This is a genomic window from Microcoleus sp. Pol12B3, assembly GCF_036701355.1.
Lineage (GTDB): Bacteria > Cyanobacteriota > Cyanobacteriia > Cyanobacteriales > Microcoleaceae > Microcoleus.
On sequence record NZ_JAUBQS010000003.1, the window covers coordinates 55,008 to 74,569 of the forward strand.

At 46.5% G+C, this 19,562-nt stretch carries 17 protein-coding genes; 7 read left to right on the forward strand and 10 right to left on the reverse strand.

Going from position 1 to position 19,562, the window contains the following annotated elements; genetic code table 11:
• Window positions 1-128: 128 nt before the first annotated feature.
• Window positions 129-347, reverse strand: a complete 219-nt coding sequence (locus QUA53_RS02240) for a hypothetical protein (RefSeq protein WP_333066921.1) — start codon at window positions 345-347, stop codon at window positions 129-131.
• Window positions 348-561: 214 nt separating this feature from the next.
• On the reverse strand, window positions 562-2,505 hold the full coding sequence (locus QUA53_RS02245; protein WP_333094949.1) for a S9 family peptidase: 1,944 nt from the start codon (window positions 2,503-2,505) through the stop codon (window positions 562-564).
• A gap of 79 nt (window positions 2,506-2,584) precedes the next feature.
• On the opposite strand from QUA53_RS02245, the gene QUA53_RS02250 reads away from it, so the two are divergent.
• From QUA53_RS02250 to QUA53_RS02260, 3 genes are all read left to right on the forward strand, one after another.
• On the forward strand, window positions 2,585-3,508 hold the full coding sequence (locus tag QUA53_RS02250; RefSeq protein ID WP_333094948.1) for a nucleoside hydrolase: 924 nt from the start codon (window positions 2,585-2,587) through the stop codon (window positions 3,506-3,508).
• A gap of 155 nt (window positions 3,509-3,663) precedes the next feature.
• The gene (locus QUA53_RS02255; RefSeq protein WP_333094946.1) at window positions 3,664-5,022 is read left to right on the forward strand and encodes a DUF3370 domain-containing protein; all 1,359 of its coding nucleotides are present in this window, start codon (window positions 3,664-3,666) and stop codon (window positions 5,020-5,022) included.
• Between the two features lie 119 nt (window positions 5,023-5,141).
• On the forward strand, window positions 5,142-5,525 hold the full coding sequence (locus QUA53_RS02260; protein ID WP_333094944.1) for a VanZ family protein: 384 nt from the start codon (window positions 5,142-5,144) through the stop codon (window positions 5,523-5,525).
• A 393-nt stretch (window positions 5,526-5,918) separates the two neighbouring features.
• On the opposite strand, the gene QUA53_RS02265 is transcribed toward QUA53_RS02260, so the two are convergent.
• Window positions 5,919-7,490 (reverse strand): DUF4335 domain-containing protein, encoded by a 1,572-nt coding sequence (locus QUA53_RS02265; RefSeq protein WP_333094941.1) that lies wholly within the window; start codon window positions 7,488-7,490, stop codon window positions 5,919-5,921.
• 184 nt (window positions 7,491-7,674) lie between these two features.
• Entirely contained in the window at window positions 7,675-8,280 is a 606-nt protein-coding gene (locus tag QUA53_RS02270) for a DUF3038 domain-containing protein (RefSeq protein ID WP_333094938.1), read from the reverse strand.
• A 384-nt stretch (window positions 8,281-8,664) separates the two neighbouring features.
• Here QUA53_RS02270 and QUA53_RS02275 point away from each other — a divergent pair, with 384 nt between their 5' ends.
• Window positions 8,665-8,877 (forward strand): helix-turn-helix domain-containing protein, encoded by a 213-nt coding sequence (locus QUA53_RS02275; RefSeq protein WP_242715747.1) that lies wholly within the window; start codon window positions 8,665-8,667, stop codon window positions 8,875-8,877.
• Window positions 8,867-9,418, forward strand: a complete 552-nt coding sequence (locus tag QUA53_RS02280; protein ID WP_333094936.1) for a hypothetical protein — start codon at window positions 8,867-8,869, stop codon at window positions 9,416-9,418. Before QUA53_RS02275 ends, QUA53_RS02280 begins: the two co-directional genes overlap by 11 nt.
• Here QUA53_RS02280 and QUA53_RS02285 read toward each other — a convergent pair.
• Together QUA53_RS02285 and QUA53_RS02290 are read right to left on the reverse strand one after the other, a co-directional pair.
• A complete protein-coding gene (locus QUA53_RS02285) occupies window positions 9,381-10,322 on the reverse strand; it encodes a site-specific DNA-methyltransferase (RefSeq protein WP_333094932.1) in 942 nt (313 codons plus the stop codon). The two genes, QUA53_RS02280 and QUA53_RS02285, sit on opposite strands and share 38 nt — an antisense overlap.
• Before the next feature lie 159 nt (window positions 10,323-10,481).
• A complete protein-coding gene (locus tag QUA53_RS02290) occupies window positions 10,482-13,175 on the reverse strand; it encodes an endonuclease MutS2 (RefSeq protein WP_333095023.1) in 2,694 nt (897 codons plus the stop codon).
• Between the two features lie 463 nt (window positions 13,176-13,638).
• Here QUA53_RS02290 and QUA53_RS02295 point away from each other — a divergent pair, with 463 nt between their 5' ends.
• On the forward strand, window positions 13,639-14,910 hold the full coding sequence (locus QUA53_RS02295; RefSeq protein ID WP_333094930.1) for an ATP-binding protein: 1,272 nt from the start codon (window positions 13,639-13,641) through the stop codon (window positions 14,908-14,910).
• Between the two features lie 281 nt (window positions 14,911-15,191).
• On the opposite strand, the gene thrB is transcribed toward QUA53_RS02295, so the two are convergent.
• The 4 genes from thrB to QUA53_RS02315 all read right to left on the reverse strand — a co-directional run bounded on the left by thrB (window position 15,192) and on the right by QUA53_RS02315 (window position 18,766).
• Window positions 15,192-16,154, reverse strand: coding sequence for a homoserine kinase (gene thrB / locus QUA53_RS02300; RefSeq protein ID WP_333094929.1), 963 nt, complete (start codon window positions 16,152-16,154; stop codon window positions 15,192-15,194).
• An 89-nt stretch (window positions 16,155-16,243) separates the two neighbouring features.
• Complete coding sequence (locus tag QUA53_RS02305; RefSeq protein ID WP_333094928.1) at window positions 16,244-16,738, reverse strand: tetratricopeptide repeat protein; 495 nt, start codon at window positions 16,736-16,738, stop codon at window positions 16,244-16,246.
• 3 nt (window positions 16,739-16,741) lie between these two features.
• A complete protein-coding gene (locus QUA53_RS02310; RefSeq protein ID WP_333094926.1) occupies window positions 16,742-17,308 on the reverse strand; it encodes a Uma2 family endonuclease in 567 nt (188 codons plus the stop codon).
• A 222-nt stretch (window positions 17,309-17,530) separates the two neighbouring features.
• Window positions 17,531-18,766, reverse strand: coding sequence for a VWA domain-containing protein (locus QUA53_RS02315; RefSeq protein ID WP_333073175.1), 1,236 nt, complete (start codon window positions 18,764-18,766; stop codon window positions 17,531-17,533).
• Window positions 18,767-18,838: 72 nt separating this feature from the next.
• Here QUA53_RS02315 and QUA53_RS02320 point away from each other — a divergent pair, with 72 nt between their 5' ends.
• Entirely contained in the window at window positions 18,839-19,498 is a 660-nt protein-coding gene (locus QUA53_RS02320; protein WP_333094925.1) for an ATP-dependent Clp protease proteolytic subunit, read from the forward strand.
• Window positions 19,499-19,562: the final 64 nt, after the last annotated feature.

Genomic DNA, 19,562 nt, shown 5'->3' on the forward strand with positions numbered 1-19,562 from the left:
TGCGTAAGTTCTATGTCGATAAAAGATTAACAATAGTTTTCTCGCTCGAAGTTCCAACTAACAGACAAGTGGGACTTTTTTTGATTATTGAGATGTTTAAAGTTCCTCTTAAGGAAAAATGTCGTCACTTACCTGAGCATAGACAATTCGTTAACTAATTTTATCCTTCCCCGGCACACAGAGCGCAGCAGTCGATCGATCGAGCGTTTGTCTTCCTCAGTCAAATTTTCGTCAAAAATAGCAGCCATCAAACCATACCTATCGGCTAGAGTAATGTAGCCATTTTGATTCACTTCGGCAAACAGCTCGGCCAAAGCAGATGGAATCAGGTGGACAGGAGTTTGCATAGCGATTGAGTCTAAATTCGACGATCGCGCGATCGGGCGTTTCTGCAACAACAAAAGGCGATCGCACTATAAAAATTTATAGCTCTATTGCCTTTAAAGGTGTGACAATAAACAGCAAAATTTGTGAAGTAAATCACATTTGAAATTGGCGAATTATGATAAAGTGGGCAGGTGCGTTTTAGGGAAGACCGAGCAACTGCAAACTTAATGTTTTCTAAAGATTGAAAATCACCACTTCCTCCACAGGTTCAGCTAACTCAAACTTAAACACCCGGGAATAGAAATAGAATTCGCCGTCAAGAGTTCTTTTGATATTTTCAGCGCGGCGAAAACCGTGCTGTTCCCCTTCATAAGCAACATAAGCAACCGGCAAACCTTTAGCTTTCAATATCTCTACCATCATTTCCGCTTGATTGGGCGGAACCACTTTATCTTCTAATCCTTGAAAAAAGATAACGGGACAAGATAAACGTTCGGCGGAATGAATCGGCGAACGAGCTACATACAAATCTTTTCTTTCAGGATAAAGCCCGATTAATCCATCCAGATAGCGCGCTTCAAATTTGTGAGTATCCGTTGCCAAAGCTTCCAAATCGCTAACTCCATAATAGCTCGCACCGGCCTTAAACACATCGCGGAAAGTAAGAGCGCACAGAGTAGTGTACCCCCCTGCACTGCCTCCGGCGATCGCCATTTTTTCGCCATCAACTAAACCTTTTTCAGCTAAATATTTAGCACCGTTAGCGCAGTCGTCAACATCGACAATTCCCCAACTATCTTGCAGTCTTTTTCTGTATTCTCGGCCGTAACCAGTGCTGCCGCCGTAATTAACATCGAGCACGGCAAAACCGCGACTCGTCCAATATTGAATTTTCAAATTCATGCTACTAGAAGTAGCGGCAGTTGGGCCGCCGTGACTTTTGACGACAAGCGGCGGTTTTTCACCCGCAGGCCCTGCCAAATCTTGATTTTTCGGGGGATAGAAGAAACCGAAAGCAGTCAAATTGTTTTCCGTGGGAAACTCGATAGGTTCCGGTACAGAAAGATAACCCGGATTGATGCTTAAATTGCTCGATTGGCGCCAGATTGACAGTTGACTTGTTGCTAAATTTAATTGTACAATAGCAGTAGATTCAGTTGGCGAACTTGCAAGAAAAACCACAGTTTCTCCCCGCGCTTTGACGGAGGAAATATCAGTGTAACGCGTTTCAATTGTTGTCAACTGCTTTGTCGTTAAATCAAGACTTGCTAAATGCCACTGGCCTTGCTGAGTGTAGGTGCAAATAATTTTGCTTTCCGAGACAACGGCATAAGTAGACATTCCAAAAACCCACTGGGGAAGTCCGAATTCAGCCGCCATTTCGCACAGAGGTTCAACCTGTTGTTGTTCCCTCGGCAAGCGGGGATTGACGGTTCTATAGAAATTCCACCAGTTCGACTTGTCAGAAACAAAATACAAAACTCCATCGGGCGACCATTCCGGTTGAAAAATCGACTCCTCAACCCCGCCAGCAACTAAGTATTTTTCACCTAAAGAACCATCAGCCTTAATTTCTGCTACCCACAATTCTGTGCCATCCCACGGCATATTTGGATGGTTCCAACAAATCCAGGAAAGTAGAGAACCGTCTGGACTTAAACGAGGGGAAGCATAAAAATCATTGCCCTGAGTTAAGATTTGAATATCTTCGCCGTTATCTAAATTAATGCTAACAATAGTATTGACAGGTTCACCCTCACCTGCATGGTCTTCGCGCACGCCAATCAGGCGATTTCTCTGCTTGTCAATTATCGCATCTGCATACCGAGAATTAGCAGCAGGAGTCAGAGGTTCGGGTTGAGAATTTAATGTTTGAACATAAATACGTTGGTCGGCAAAATGAGAGAAATAGACAACACCGCCAGCAACTGCAAAAGCAGCGCCGCCGTATTCGTTAACGCGAGTGCGAACATTAAAAGGATGCGGTGTCACGTCGCTGATTGTACCGTCAGGAGTGCGCCGCACGAGGACGCTTCTCCCCGCTTCCGAAGGCCTTCCCTCAACCCAGTAATTATCATCGCCGTCAATAGCAATTTGTCCCAGTCCGACAGTTCCAGAAACAATTAAATCGGAAGAAATAGGTGATTTCCAAGAGCCGTAAGGTGATACTGTATTCATATAGTTAAGGCTGTTGTGTTTGATGCACAAATAAATTTATATTTGTACTTTACACTAATTCAGTCACCGGGAAAGCAAAATGTCCAAAAAACTCGTACTAATGGATCACGACGGTGCAGTTGACGACTATCTCTCTGTCGTATTGCTGATGACAATGGAGGAAGTCGAAACTCTGGGAGTAATTGTAACTCCTGCGGACTGCTACATTCAACCGGCGGTGAGTGCAACACGCAAAATCCTCGATTTGATGGGGCGTTCAGAAGTTCCGGTGGCGGCGAGTACGGTGCGGGGACTGAATCCATTTCCGGTGTTATTTCGGCGAGATTCCTTTGCAGTCGATCGACTTCCCATTCTAAATGAAAAAGGAACCATTGACACGCGGTTAATATCAGAACCCGGACAAAACTTTATGGTGCGAGTTTTGCAAGATGCAGCCGCACCAGTCACATTAATGGTAACGGGGCCGTTAACAACAGTAGCGCAAGCTTTAGAGATCGCGCCAGAAATTGAAAGCAAAATTCAAGAAATTGTCTGGATGGGAGGCGCCCTCAATGTTATCGGCAATGTTAGCAAAGATATGGAACCCGGACAAGATATGTCGGCGGAATGGAATGCTTACTGGGACCCGATAGCAATCGAGAGAATTTGGCAAACCCAAATTCCCGTTGTCATGTGTCCTTTAGATATCACCAATAATGTACCGCTAACTGTAGAATTTTCCAATCTCTTAGCAAGACAGCACAAATATCCAATTTCCGACTTAGCAGGACAGTGTTATGCCCTAGCAATATCTCAAGATTACTATTTTTGGGACATTTTGGCAACCGCTTATTTAGCGCATCCAGAATTTTACCAACTGCGAGAATGGGAAACAGAAATTATTACCGAAGGCATCAGCCAAGGACGCACAAAAGTTAAAACGGGAGGGCGAAAAATTCAAGCAATGGATCAAGTAGACACTGCCAAATTTTACAACTACATATTACAACAGTGGGCGCGGTAAAAATCACAATATCTGCTAGAAGCGACCAAAATCTCCGTACAAAACCCGCCCTGACACAAATATTAACCTCCTCTTCTCTTCCCTCTCTTCCTCTGCGCCCTCTGCGCCCTCTGCGGTAAAAAAAATCTCAACTCCCAAGTGCAAAACATCAAAAAATGCTGCCACCTCTATCAATCATCCCCTTAGCCCAAACCCCTCCCGCACCTCAAGAAATAGTCCAAATCCAAGAAGTACGACCTCTCCCCGGACAGTTAGACAACATACCAGTATTTAACAGCAACAGTCCTGAATTAGTGCTGCAAGAAGGAATTTTGCTTTCAACATTTCCTCCGGATGGTAAAAGATTTCCGGCGGCACATTTAAACTTTGCCTTTCAAGGACGTTTCGACATATTTGCCCACCACATAGCCGGCGCACCTTCCCCGGAAGATTTGCGAACCTTGTATCAAGGAGTAATTGTTTACAATCCGGGCAATAAACCTGTAAAAATAGATATATTGCAAGCTGCGAGTTATCTCAGTCAACCCGATGCACCTTTTATTGAATTGCCGCCGCAAGTCGATAATTCAAACAGTAATATTTACGCTGGGCCCGGAAGCCGCGCTGTGAATGATATTTTGAGAGGAAGGAGACAGTCAGAGTTTGGGCCTGGGTTAATTATTCCACCGGGAAAAAGCCAAATGTTGATGAATCATCCGATACCGGTGCGGGGATTGGTGCCGCCGCTAAACGGTCGATCGACCTTGATGCGGTTGCGGAGCGATGGTATAGTCTATGTTGCCAGTCTTGCGATGTTTGCCCCAGTTGACCCAGAGGGAAACGGACAGGGAAACGAGCGATCGCCTAATTTAGCAGAATGGCAAAACTTATTAGACAATGGTAATATAGCCGGGCCGCGCGATCGAGTTCCCACACCGCCCGAAATCACCGAAGGTCAAATAATTTACGGTCGAGTTGCCGGTGTAGCATTAGGTTCAGAATGGCGAGCACTTCTCTCCGACAACCCCGCCACATCAAACCTAGCAATTCCCCAACCCGGAACAGCATTTTCCTATCCATTAAGCAGCCTCCCGCGCGGAATGCTGGGCACAAATCAAGTGCAAAGTGCGAGGATGCTAGTCCGCTACCCAGATACAGCATACCGCGCCCACGGCAATTACGGAATTCAATACAGTCTCAGCTTGCCACTGTACAATTTTACCAGCAAGAATCAAACTGTAACTGTCGCAATTCAAACTCCAATTAAGACAGACAAATTAACTTCAGGAGGACTTAATTTTTTAGAACCTCCGGCACCTCAAACTTTTTTTAGGGGAACGGTTCGAGTGCGGTATAATGATGACAGTAAAGTGCCTCAAACTCGCTACGTGCATTTAGTCCAGCGGCGGGGACAGCAGGGGGAACCTTTAGTAAAATTAGAGATGAAATCGGGAGAAAAGCGACTTGTAGAAGTGGATTTTATTTATCCACCCGATGCGTCACCGCCGCAAGTTTTGACAGTAAAAACCCATTAAACTTGAGCTGCTGCTACTGCTAGGCATACGCCTACAAATACAATACGCAATTAAAGATTTGTTTTTATTTTGGGGCGGCGCATAATTAATTTGTCCCTAGTGGGTATCGGCAAAAAAAGATGAAGTTCTCAAAAAAATTCTGGATAGTTGCTTGTTTTGTGTACGTTTTAATTCTTCTCAGTATTATGCTTTTAGCAGGTACGGGGAAATTACTCAACTTTCCTCTCGCTCATCCGCCTTATGACAAACTAGGTCACTTTATTTTGTACGGAATAGCATCTTTTTTGTGCCATAGAGCAACAGGCAAAAAAAAGATCAATTTGTTTAATTATTCAATTCCTTTCGGTTCCGCAATTTTTACTATGTTCACTGCTGCAGAAGAAATGCTGCAAGCCATTTTACCAAATCGTACTGCTAGTCTTGAAGATTTTTTATATAGTTTTTGGGGGATTGCAGTTTTTTATTGGATTGGAGAAGTTTGGGATAGAACAAAAGGGCATTGATGATATAGAAGGAAGTTCGGCAACGAATTCTGTAACGAATGTAACGGATGTCAGGAAGAAGGTAGTTCGGCAACGAGCAATGTACCGGATGTAACGGATGTCAGGAAGAAGGTAGTTCGGCAACGGATTCGCTTTCTGAGGATGTAACGGATGTCAGGAAGAAGGAAGAAGGAAGTTTCTAGAGTGCAGAATGCGAACCTGTTGACGAGTGTCAACAACTTTTTTTTACTGGTGACTCTGCCCCCACGGGTTAATAGATATGTATACCACAAACGGGAGCAACTGTCAATACGCTGGCGGCTGCTACCGCAGTGAAAATTTAATTTTTTTTGAAATTGTTTAACATTAGCAATTTACCGAGATTTCCCATCTGGACAATGTGTTTGAGAGCCTTCAATCACTCTCTTCCAAAAAGGTTTGTACTCGACCGCTTGGTCGCAAAACAACTCTAATTTTCGGGTTTTTGCCATTAGAAACGGCAGAAACAAACGGCTCGCCGACTAATGGCATATTAGCTTGCTCGATATAATCTGCTGCTGCTTTTCCCATCGGCACAATACTTTGAACTGACCCATTTTCATCGATCAGCACGCTGTATTCCAAAGTTTGTTCCATTCCTTCTGGAGGCTTCCAGCGTTCCTCAAAGTAAGTTCTAGCTTCTGAAACTTGAGGAATTGTATCAAATAAAGTGCGGTTTTTTTGGCTAGCGGCAGCCTGGTTGTTGTCCTCGGACTCGGTGGTTGGTTGATCGTCCTCAAGGGGTGGGAGTTCGGTACTGGCGGGGGGGACAATCGGCTCGATGGGGCTGGGGAAGGGCTGCGGCGGGGGAACGGGAAATCGGGAAGCCGACAGCGAGGGCGGCAGGGGGGGCGGTACGGCGGGAGCTAGTCTCGGCGGTAGGGGGGGCAGCACGTAGGGTACTGGTGCGGGTGCTTGGGGGGGGGAAATGGGTGGTTCTTCGGGGGCGGGAATAGTGATCGTTTGCCCTTTAGGGAAAGCTGGGGCGCTCTGTGGGGCGCTGGCTGCGCTGCCGTTGGGGGGAAATAGCAGGGGTGGCTGCTGGATGGGGCTGGGTCTGTTGGTGGGGGGATTTGGGGCGAGGGCGATGGGGGGCAAGCTGGGGCTGGGGGAGGCGGCGGTGTTGATGGGCGGGGGCGGCAGGGGCGGTAAAGTGGGTGTGGCGGCGGGTGTTGGTGCTGGGGGTGTCGGTAGGGCGGCAACAGGACTGGGGGAGACGCCGGCAGCTAACTGGGGGTTTCCTGGATCGGGGGCTGTGGCGGTTTGGGGGGAGGTGGCGGATCGATCGAGCATTTTGATAGTTCCTGTCGTCAGGCCAGCGCTGGCGACCAGCAATGCTGCCACCTTGAGCCAGGGTGAGGACAGCGGCCGTTGAGACTCGCGGTTGAGGTTGGGAAGCGCCATCACTTCGGCGGCGCAGTCATCTAGTGCTGTGGCCAAGTCAAACAGTTGCAGCGTGCTCAATGGAACTACTGGCCCAGATTCTGCTGCGATCAAAGAGCCTAAAAACAAGTTGTGGGCGAGCAAGCCGCGCGGTTCTAAGCGGGGGGGAACCGGAAGGTAGGAAGTTGGGAGAGAGTAGGGGTTGGAATTTGCTAGTTCGGAAGTGTTGACGGCTCGATCGAATATAACGGCATTACGCGCGACTTCTGGCGAGTCTGGGCCCGCAGGGATACGGCCGGTTTGAGAGTTGAGGTTGCTTTCCCAATCGCGGGATTCGCCGAGCAAGTTTTGGACGTAGTTGCTGACAGCTTCGTGGAGGGTTTCGAGTTGAATTCGATCGCCCCTGAGAGTAACGTGTTGGGTATCAGGCAGCCTGGGGTCGTCGAGTCGCAGCTCGAAACTTAAAGATTTAAACACCGGTTGGCCCGCCCAGCGAGATAGAGGCGAACTTTTGGCTGTAATTTCCAGCGTGCAAGTGGGGGGCGTGTACCGTTTGAGAACCATAGCAGGAAGGAAGAAGGAAGAAGGAAGAGGGAATAACTATGTTTTATCTGATATTTTGCAGCATTCTTAACAAGCTTTTTTAGCAACAGGCAAGATGCCTGTTCCACAATAAATAAATTTTCTGGTGGAACAGGCATCTTGCCTGTTCCCGATGTTTGTGATTCTCGTTCCCATTATGCTTAGCTTAATTCTTAGCGCGGTCTAGAAGAGCCAGCCAGAGGCGACGGTGGCCGCCGGGACTGCTGTAAAACAGCAAATCGATCAGGAGTTTGAGGGCCAAATCACTCAGTTCTCGGGCCGATAAGTTTTCTGCATCTTCCATGCGCGAGCCATAAGTGTTGCTGAACCTGTCAATATAATCTCCCAACAAAGCGATTGTGTGAGGTTCGCGGTTTTGCTCTGCCATTTGTTCGAGCAAAGCAACAGCGCGGCGGATTAAAGCTTGGTGCTGTTTTGCCAAATGACAGCTTATCAGAACGAGCGATCGAGCTTCCTCCACATCTAGTTTTTTGCGCCCTCCGTGGCCTTTCCGCAGCGGGTTAGATTGGCGCAGCCGCCACAAAGCTACCCGATCGGCTACCATTGGCTCTAAATTCAGTTCGGCTGCTACCTTGAGCATCGCCTCTGAGCCAATTTCTGCCAGTGCTTCTAGGGCTAACAGCACTAAATCCAGTTGGGCTTTAATGTTGTCCAACTGGGTAGGTTCTGGTGCTTTTTGGGTCAATTCTTCCCAGTTGGGAGATTGGCCCGTTTCGTTTGTGGGAGCGGAGGACTTTACGGTCGAGCGCATGGCTTCAGCACGGGAAATTAAGACTGGTTGAGGCAGGATATCAAACAGTATGCAGTGATTAAAGCTTTGTGGCCTGTGGGCAACAGCACATCTGTTAATTTGTCTCCATAGCTCGTTGCTTTGATTCCGGCAATCCTAACTGCTGGACGGAGTTGCGGGTTAAAAGTTGCGGTTTCAAGTTTGATCGATCGCAATCCGCAAAACCCAGATATTTTTACCCCTAACCATCCTACGCCGCAGAGTGACCGAAATCAAATCAGTGCTTTGAAACTATCGGGCCTTATATCAATCCAAAGATCCTAGCGCTCTCGAATGCTACTTATAGTCTGTCGCTACTTATAGTCTGTCAGATTATAGTTGTCATTGCTTCATCTGGCGCCATGTATGGATATTACGGAGCAATTTGGTAAAAAAGTTAGACATTTCAGAAAGCTCAGAAATCTTTCCCAAGATCAGCTTGCAGAACTATCTGAATTACATCGCACCTATATTGGTTCAGTTGAACGAGGTGAAAGGAATATAACGCTGCTTAATGCCAGCAAAATAGCCAAGGCATTATCCGTTAGTCTAGCTGATCTGGTAATTGATGATGACTGAAAGAAGACTAGAGCAAATTTTAGCAAGATACCAAAACTCATTTACCGAAAAAATTTATGCAGAAGAGAATGAAGAACACGATATTTTAATGGATGTGTTTGGTATCTCTCCCCTAATAAAAAAAGAAAATAGGCAATATTGGGGACGTGAGTTAGGTATGTGTTGGCAATTGTTAGTTACTGAAACCTGTAAAACATATTGCAGTAGCTTTCAGCCAGCATTTAAAGTTGGAAGCGATGAGCCGTGCGATCTGATTGTTGATGGGTACGCAATAGATACAAAATATCGTATTGGCTCAGGAGATTCTGGAACACTGAAAAAGTTCAAATCTTATGGGCCACTACTTCGTACTTATAATTACCAGCCAGTTTTTTTAATCCTTAGACAAGATAATTTGCCCGCAGCTATTACAGCGTGCCAAGCCGGGACTTGGAAAGTTTACACGGGGGACGATTCGTTTGAGTTTATACAAACAATAAGCGGATTTGATTTAAAGTCTTTTCTTATTGAAAAAGTGGGAGAATTCCCTGTATACCGCTGAAACTATCAAGGCGCTTGTTGATAATCTCTATGTAGTCAGGTACTATTTCAATGCCAACATACCTAATGCCAAATTCTTTCGCCGCCAGCAATGTAGTTCCCGATCCTGCGAAAGGGTCGATTAAAATAGAATTTTCCAAACGCGGTACAAATATTTCGACCAGCTTTCTCATGAGAGCGATTGGTTTAACTGTGCAGTGGACGTTAAACTCCTCGGTTTTCTCACGCTGTATACCTTCTAAAATATTGGACTGAAAACCACCGAACTGATCTTTAGTATAAAATAGACCAGTACCATACTCCTGTAGAGTTTCCAAGTAATTATTGACCAGGGGTTTTTGAAGTACGCAGATTGCTTCCCATTCGTTCCTCAGACAACTGTGCCAACCATCCCATTTTTCAGAGTTTTCATATCCTTTCTTCTCTAACTGTTGTTTGATATTGACACCTTTAGGGATACCACTGGATCTTTTATAAACAAGAATATCTCTCGCATAGAAACCAGCACTTTCAAGTGCAACTTGTACGTGAGCAACAGTCCGTGTGCTGTTGAAAACTAAAACTGTGGCACCCGGTTTGCAGATACGAAAAAGCTGCTCACCCCACTCAAAGCACCACTTTTCATAATCCAGAGTGTTGTTGCGATTCCTTTGATACCATTTTTTGTTTCTGACTCCACCTGCTAAACCACTGCCATAGGGAATGTTTTTAACAAGGGTTTTATTTCCCTTGCCATTGACTCTTTCAATCCGCCTTTGAATTTCTGAGTCATCCCATTTATGACCAATAAATTCATAATTATAAGGTGGGTCAGTGATACACGCAGAAATATAATTTTCTGGCAATGTCTTCATCACTTCACGACAGTCGCCAACCAAAACTTCATTTGAGGGAGTTTTTTTCATTAGTCAGGCAGTTACTAAAGTGGGAAATCAACTCTTAATTATTCCACATTTGCAGTATAGTATCCATTCCGGTTGCATCAGTATGATATGTTCCTTGCGACTTGTTTTGCTGCAGATAACTATATAATTACGAGTCAACCGGAAATGCGTAAATCCTAACTATTTCAAATAAACCACCGTCACACCTGCACCTCCTTCTTTTTGACTAGCCAACTCAAAGCGGGAAACCTGCGGGTGATTCGCGAGGAACTCGTGAACGCCGCGCCGCAACTGTCCGGTACCTTTGCCGTGAATTATCCACAGAACTCCGTATTCCACAGCCTTGGAAAGAGCTCTGTCTATTTCGATTTCTGCGTCTGAGACTCTGGCACCCCGCAGGTCGATCGAATTATTAGCAGTGCGAATGGCGATTTCGGGATTGGGTTTTGCAGGTTCCGCCACTGCTTGCTTAGCTTTAGCGGTAGCGAGTGCTTGTGCTTGGGCGGCCGCCTTGGCTAATTGAGCTTTCGTTTCGGGTTTTTGACCGTCGAGGGATTCAATTTCTCCTAGTTTGACAGTCATTTTCATAATCCCAAACCGGACGCTCAACTCTTCGTTAGCATCGGGGCCGCTGAGGACTTCGGCGGTTTGGCCCAAGCTGGGAATGCGGATGCGATCGCCCACTTTCGGCATAAAACCCGGTTTGGGTTTAGCCGGTTGTTGGCGAGAGGGCAGGTGTTTTTGGGAAATTTGATTTAAGGTTTCTGTCGCTTGTTGGGCATTTTGAGCCGTCTGGTTGCCCGACTGCAAGCGGCGAATGATTTGAGCAATTTCTGATTTTGCCGAGCCTATCGCCTCATTTACTGCCACTTCCTGAGCTATTTTTAGTTCTCGCTCCCGCTCTTGCAAAGCGGCTGCTTTTTGAGAAACTTCTCTGTGCAGTTTTTCGGTTTGGTGTAGCAGTTGAGTTGCTTCTCTGGCCTTGGTTTCCTGTTTCCGGCGCTGTGCTTCGAGTCCGGCAATTACTTGATTGACATCTTGAGAGGCTCCCCCCACATAGGTTTGAGCTTCTTCGACTATGGATGCTAGCAAACCGAGTCTTTTGGCAATGGTGAGGGCGTTGGAACGTCCGGGAATTCCCCACAGCAAGCGATAGGTTGGCTGCATGGAATTGTCGTCAAATTCTACTGAGGCATTTTCAAAGCGGGAGTCTTGATATTTGAGGGCTTTGAGTTCGCCAAAGTGGGTAGTTGCAACTGTTAATAGGGAATGTTGGGCGAGGTATTTCAACAGGGCGATCGCCAATGCACTGCCTTCTGAGGGGTCTGTCCCCGCTCCTACTTCGTCTAACAAAACTAAAGATTTGGGAATTGGTAATTGGGAATTGGCAATTGGGATTTGGGGTTGGGGAATTTGTAATTTAGGTTTGAGGATTGGGAAAGCAGAAACCGTGTTCTGTGGATCGGTGACTTCCTCCTCTTGCTGTTGGAAATTAGTAATTTTCAGGTTTGAATTTTCTTCCCCTTCAGCCTGGGATTTATTGTGTAAAACTTCTAAAATGCGGCTGATGCGGCGGATATGGCCGGAGAAAGTAGACAAACTTTGCTGCAAAGATTGTTCGTCACCAATATCAGCCAAAATATTGTCGAACCAAGGCAATTCTACGGGTTCGCGGGCGGCAACAAACATTCCTGCTTTCGCCATTAAAGCTGCCAAGCCCAAGGTTTTGAGGGTGACAGTTTTGCCGCCAGTGTTGGGGCCAGTGATGGCGACGACGCGGATGTGCGGCCCGATGGTTAAATCGACCGGCACGACTGGAAACCCTTGCTCGTGCTGTTGCTGCCAAACTAATAAAGGATGGCGCAACTGGCGCAGGGTAATTTGCGATCGCAGGTTGCGAATTAATAATTGACTGTTTTCTGAGTTTTCCTCATCTTCTTTTTCCTCATCTTCTTTTTCTGGATTTTTTGGTGCTAATTCTGGCTCTCCCAATTCGATAAATTTCGGCGGATTTGCTTGCAACCAAAAACTATAACGCGCTTTAGCGGCGGCTAAATCTAAAGTTGTAACTACCACCACCAATCTGTCTAAATCGGGTTTGACTGCTGCGACTTGCTCCGTGAGGGCGCGGCGAACTGCTTCTTCTTCGGCTTGTTCTTGCCTGAGCAACTGCCGCATTTGGTTGTTAAGATTGACTGTGCTGTGGGGTTCTACGTACAGTGTCGCGCCGCTGGCCGAAGAGTCGTGAACGATGCCCGGTATCGCATCTTTTTGGGGAGCTTTGACGGGAACGACAAAGCGTCCGCTTCTTTGGGTAATTAGCTGTTCTTGTACGGCGTTGGATTGGCGCTGCAAAATCCCCTGCAATATTTGATAAATGCGATCGCGCAACTGTCGCATTTGAACTCTAATTCCTGCTAATTTAGGAGTGGCTCTGTCTGCTACTTGAGCGCGATCGTCTATACAGCGATGGATTTCTTGCTCTACTTCGGGATAAGTCCGCAATTGGGCTGCAAGTTCTTTGAGCGTCGGCACATCTGCCTGAGAGTCAATTATCCGGCGCAATTGCCTTGCTCCGGCGAGGGTAGTAGCAATTGCCAGCAATTCTTCGCCGCTGAGCAAACCTTGCAGTTCGGCTCGCTGCAGAGAAGTGCCGATGTCTTGGATGCCTTCAAAACTCAAAGCACCGCCAGCGCGGCTCTCTAACTGATAAGCTTCCTGAGTTTGGGCTAGGAGTTCTGCTGTTTGAGCTTGAGTTGCCGGGATTTCGAGGTCGAGGGCGGCGGCGACGCCAAGTTTGGTGGCCGCGAAGGTAGCTAAGTGCTGACACAGGCGCGGCCATTCTAATAGTTCTAGTGTTTCGGCTTGAATCAAAGTTGAGGTGGTGTTGGTAATTGGCATTCTCAGGCGCTGACCGAGAAGGTGAATTTAACGATACTATTAATTGATTTTAAAGTTTTTTATTGTTTCCTGGCGCAATTTGAGAAACTATCTGCGATCGCCCTCAGCAGTCTTTCGGCCGAAAGCTCTGATGTAACATTAATTACGAAGGAGAAAATTTGCATTTTTGCATTACCCGTCTAAAATTATACCTTCTGGTGATACCATTCCCCAAAAAATATGCAACTTTAGGCAAGCTCCCAACTATTATACAGTAAGTCATTCCCAATTTTTTACTCTAAAATATAAATTGTAAAATGGTATGGGCTATTTTGGGTTTTGAGGGAGCGGGGATGGGCTGTTTTTTGGTGGAATTGAACTATTTTGGAATTTTAAATCTGTCAGCGCAATTCTGGCGGTTGTATCCTAAAAAGTAATTTGTGGAGGTGGTAGAAGTATGGCAAAGATTCTGGCGATCATCGCGGATACTGTGACTTTTCAAGTTGTCCAAGAGTTACTCAGCCAACAGGGACATCAGGTGAGAGTCGTTCCCGACGACAAGGAGGGTTTAGACTTGGCGAGGGAGTTGTCCCCCGATGTGATAATTTGCGACGGGACTTCGCCTCAAATCAACTTTTTGGAGGTGTGCCGGCTAGTGAAAGCCGATTCCCTACGGGATAGCTTCGGTTCACGAGAATTGGCAACAGCCTATTTTATTCTGCTGACAACACCAGACCAATTTGATGAAATTCAAGAATTGGATGTGCCCTTTGACGATTTTCTGTTTAAACCGATAGTTAAGCACGAATTATTGGCGCGGGTGCGCGCGTCTAAGCGATCGCACGAGTTGAGGGCGCGGTTGGAGTTAACACAGCAAGAATTGCAACTGTCGCGCGAGCGAATTCTGCAAAGTGAAAAAATGTCTAGTTTGGGCGAATTGGTGTCTGGGATAGCCCACGAAATTAATAACCCAATTACTTTTATTTACAGCAATCTAACTCACGTCCAAAGCTACACGACCGATTTAATTGAACTACTGCGATTGTATCAACAAGAGCTAGTCAATCCCGGATCGGAAATTCTGCAAAAACAACAAGATATGGATGTGGAATTCGTACTCGACGATTTATTAAAAATTGTGAGTTCCATGCGTACCGGGAGCGATCGCATCCGTCAAATAATTTTGTCACTACAGGATTTTTCCCGCAGCGATCGATCGGGCTGGCAGTTATTCGATGTTTCCGACGGTTTAGAAAATACTCTGTTGTTGTTACAGCACCGCTTGCCGGCGCGCGAGGGAAGGCGAGACATCAAGGTGATGAAAGAATTCGGCAATTTGCCACAAATTGAGTGTTATGCAGGTCTGCTCAATCAAGCTTTTCTGAATATCATCAATCACGCGATCGATGTTTTGGAAGAGTCTGCTCAAGAGTTGGCAGAGTTGGAATCGAGCAAATTTAAGCCTGTGATTTTGATTAGCACTCAGGTGGTCGATGGTCAGCGAATTTCTATTGAGATTGCTGATAACGACATGGCAATTAGCAAAGATATCACAGCGCAACTTTCTGAGCCATTTTTGGTTTCCCAACCTGCGGAACCACCGATATCACCGGGACTTGCTCTCAGCTATCGGATAATTGTAGAGCAGCACAAAGGAGAGTTCAAGTGTTTTTCAGAACCGGGTAAAGGCACTAAAATTCAGATAGAAATTCCGCTGCGTCATAGTTAATTAACAGTATTTACAGTTGGTGGGGCGGGTTTTTAAATTTGTTGGTTTTAGCCGGAAATTGTTGTGAATCCGCCCCTACAATGACTGCACTTTTTTAAGGTAAAATTTTGTAGAGGGAATGGCAGAAGTTATCGAAAACAGACTTGAGTTGATATTCAAGAGATTTGAAGGAGAGAGGAAGAGAATAGAAATATGAATAATTCCATCGATAGGGGCAACCACGGGAGATTGCCCCTACAAAACACGGTTATGTAGATGTTGTGTGTCTAGGAGTGGAACAACTAAAGGGAGACTTGCCCGCCTTGAGTATCGAGGCCGATCGCCCTTACCTCAGCATTTACCCCAAATTCCATCCAAGCAGCCGCCATCCCTTTCTCAACCGCAACAGCGTTAGCCACATCCGTTAAAGCTAAAAGCGTTGGCCCGGCACCGCTAATTACCATTCCACAAGCCCCTGCATTCAGGGCAGCTTGTTGCACCGCTTCATATCCCTTAATCAGAGATTGCCGGTAAGGCTGGTGAATTTTGTCTTGGAGGGCGCAGCGCAACCAGTTTTGATTGCCAGTTTCTAAAGCCCGCACTAGCAAACCGAGGTGTGCGGCATTAAAAATCGCGTCAGCCTTACTGTAATCTGCTGGCAAAACTTTGCGGGCTTCGGCTGTAGACAGTTCAAAATCCGGGATGGCTACCACGGCCACAATATTTGGATGCCAGGGAATATCGCAAATCTCCCAAGCACCCCCCTCCTGCCCCTTACTAAGGGGGGGTTGGGGGGGTGGATTGCTAGCAGCGAGACGACAACCTCCGAGTAAAGCGGGGACAACGTTGTCGGGATGGCCTTCAAGTTCGATCGCCAACTGCATCACTTCCACCTGACTCAAAGGCTTTCCGGCTAATTCATTGGCACCGACTAACCCACCGACAATAGCTGTGGCGGAACTCCCCAAACCTCTAGCCAGCGGAACTTGCATATCTATATGTATCGCTAAAGGGGGCGGCGATTGGTTGAGGCGATCGTATAACTTGAGAAAAGCTTGATAAGCGAGATTGCTGTCGTCTGTCTTGACTTTGGCGGCTTCTTTACCTGTAACAGTAATTTTTAGTTTCTCGGTTGCTGAGGGTTCGAGTAGGGAGAATTGGAAGCGGTTATAGAGGCTTAAAGCGGCGCCGATGCAGTCGAATCCGGGGCCAAGGTTGGCGGTTGTAGCGGGTACGGTAACGGTGACGGTAGAGATTACGGACATTTTTTGAATAGTTAATTTGGAGTGTTTAACCGCAGATGAACGCGGATGAACGCATATCGCAGGTATTATACTATGTTTTCAAAAGCCATTTATTCTTGCAGCATTTCAAGGTGCTTGATGGCATCTTGATAATCGTTGGTATTACCATCTTTTTGATAGAGTTCGGCTGCTTTATGATAATCGGCGATCGCCCCCCGTTTGTCTTCTAAGAACTCGCGGACTCTGGCGCGGTTGTAGTAGGCGTCGCCGTAGTTCGGGTTAATTTCAATTGCGCGATCGAAATCTGCTTTAGCTGCTGGGTAATCTTTGAGATTGCGGCCGTGGATGATGCCGCGTTTGTTGTAGGCTTTGGCGTAATTGGGGTTGAGGCGAATAGCTTCGGTGTAATCGGCGATCGCCCCTTGAATATCTCCAGCCTCTGATTTGGCTAAAGCACTATTGAATAAATCTTCTGCGGGATTTTGAACAATTGTTTTTTGAGCTATTAATATTGCTGAGGATTGAGCAGATACAGCCGGAAATATATTACCCAAGATAGTAAATATTACTAGAGTAGTAATTAAATTGTAAAATGATAATTTCATAATTTAGGCAAAAATTAGAGCAACAGAACAACTAAAACCGGGCAACAAAGGCGAAGTTAGTTCATCATTACTCAACAGCGTAGAAATGAGCCTTAAACTTGCTTGTTCCCTGCGATAAACTTCTATTTGCTGCAACCGCCAATTCACAATCCAGTATTCCTGTACTCCTCGTACCGAATAGAGTCTGAGTTTCAAATCTCTATCCCGTCTTTCATTGTCTGCACCGAGGGACAATACTTCAACAACTAACTCAGGTGCGGCGGTTAAATGGCCGGCTTCGTCTAGCAAGATAGCCAAGCGTTCATTGCTGGCCCAAACTAAATCAGGAATAACGTTATCAGCATCCGTGAAAATGATACCTGGATTGATTCCTGCTCGTCCTAAATTAGTCTCTCGCGACCAAGTATTAAGTTCTTGGTAGAGGTTGCCTATAGCTTGTTGATGACCCCAATGGGGTGCTCTAGTCACAAATAACTCTCCATCAATAATTTCGTAGCGATCGCCGTTATCGGGCAATAGTTCTAAATCGGCGGTAGTCCAGCCTAGTTTATCCGATATTTTCTGGTTCATACAAGCACTCTTGATAGGTGATACAAACATTCTAAACGATCGAGCTTATACACGATCCACAGCTTAAAACAATCTGGCTAGACTGACTTTCGCTTTTTGCAGGCGAGACTCAGAATATTGAAACCCGCCTGGGCGCGGGTTTCGTTTTTGTAGACGCTATTTCGCATCGCCAAATTGTCCGATCGCCCAATTTAAAATTATTTAAAATTTCAAATCGCGCGATTACTTCAAAATAGTTTTAGAAGCAATCCGAGTTTTCTTGCGATCGGCTTCACTCAATTGTTCGCCAGACTGCAAACGAGTAGCAGAAGTTTGCAGCACAGTTGCGGCACTTTGATCGCCCATTTGCAGAGCAGTTTTAGCGGCAGTTTGCAGCATCGTTGCCGCGCCGGCGCGATCGCCCTGTTGCAATCGGGTTTCTGCGAGTTGAGTTTGGCGGTATTTAGCCAAAGCTAAAATGTGCTGCTGCACCATCGGGTTAATTGCCGGCTGATAAACTTTCAGGACATTAGCGGAAAGTGCAACGGGATCGGAAAGCAAACTTTGACCGACAGTCGGATCGTCATAGCGAATTTGCAATTGCCCGATCGTCTGTGTACCTTCGGGCAACTGTCCAATATAAATATTAGCCAAAACTACTCGCTCTATATCCTTCATTAAATCTCCCAGGCGCACCATAAAACGATCGCCCTCTTGCTGTACCGGTAATTCGATCGTATCCGGGGAAACTTGGGCGATCGGTTTGAGTTCGGCTAACCGCACTTTTGGCATTAGCGAAAATAGCAAATAAGCATTAGTCAAACCTACACCTTGGATGCGAGTAAATAGTTTGCCAAACTCGTCAACCGCATCTTCGGGACGCTGAATGTGAGCCAGAGCACCGCCGCCAGCGTCAGCAATCTTTTCCAAAATATCCTGGTTCCAGTTATCGCCAAATCCCAAAGAATTTAAAGTCATGTTGTAGTCGGCAGCCAATTTAGCCAACTTCAAACAGCGGCTGTCGTCGCCGTGTTCGTTTTCGCCGTCAGTCAGCAGAAATGCTTGAGATATAGCTTCTTTTTTGCCTTTGCCCAACTCTTCAATACCTAACTTAATGCCCTCATCAATTGCTGTGCCACCGGCCGAGCGCAATTGCTCAATTTGCCGTTTAATGCTGCTGGGATCTCCTACAATTTGATTGGGGACGAGGACTTTGGCTTTGTGGTCGAAAGCCACCGCGCAAAAGCGATCCCCGGGCTTCAACCTGTCTAGCAACCGTCCGGCGGCTTGTTTGACGGTTTCCAAGGGGCGTCCACCCATCGAACCGCTGTGGTCGAGAATCAGGCACAGGTTTAAGGGTACGCTGGAGTCGATCGAGCTTGCCGTCGCAGACACCGAAATCGCTAGCTGGCGCTGCGTTGAGGGCGCAGCAGCGTCAAGGTTAGGGTCGTTTAAAACCGGGAGCAAACTAACTTTCATGCGGGATACCTAAAGATTGCGTTAGTATTTCTTTAAGAATAGCTCCATCAGTTCAGGCAACATTTCGGTTATATGAACACACCAATTAAAGCTGTGCAATCGCCATACTACGGGGAAGGGAACTCTCGGACGCCACCTCCCGATTTGCCATCCCTGTTGCTGAAGGAGCGGATCGTTTATCTGGGGATGCCTCTGGTGCCTGCGGTAACAGAACTAATTATCGCTGAACTGTTGTTCTTGCAGTACGAAGACCCCGAGAAGCCGATCAAAATCTACATCAACTCGACCGGCACTTCTGGTTACAGTGGCGAACCCGTCGGCTTTGAAACAGAAGCCTTCGCTATCTGCGATACGATCAGGTACATTAAGCCGCCCGTACACACTATTTGCCTCGGTTCGGCAATGGGGATGTCTGCGATGCTGTTAGCGGCTGGTACAAAAGGCTTTCGAGCGAGTTTGCCCCACGCTTCTATTGTGTTGCACCAACCCAAGGCTTACACGCGGGGTCAAGCAAGCGACATTCAAATTCGGGCTAAGGAAGTGCTGGCAAATAAAGCGACGATGCTTGATATTTTTGCAAGCTGTACTGGCCAACCGATCGAAAAGATTACTAAAGATATGGATCGGTTGCTGTACATGACGCCTTATGAAGCTAAAGAATACGGTTTGATCGATCGTGTTCTTGAAAGTTCGGAAGAATTAGCGAAACCGCTGCCTGCAGGAGTCATCTAATTCGGTTATGGGTTATTAGTTATTAGTTATTGTTTATTGGTCATTATAGCCAAAAACTAAAAAA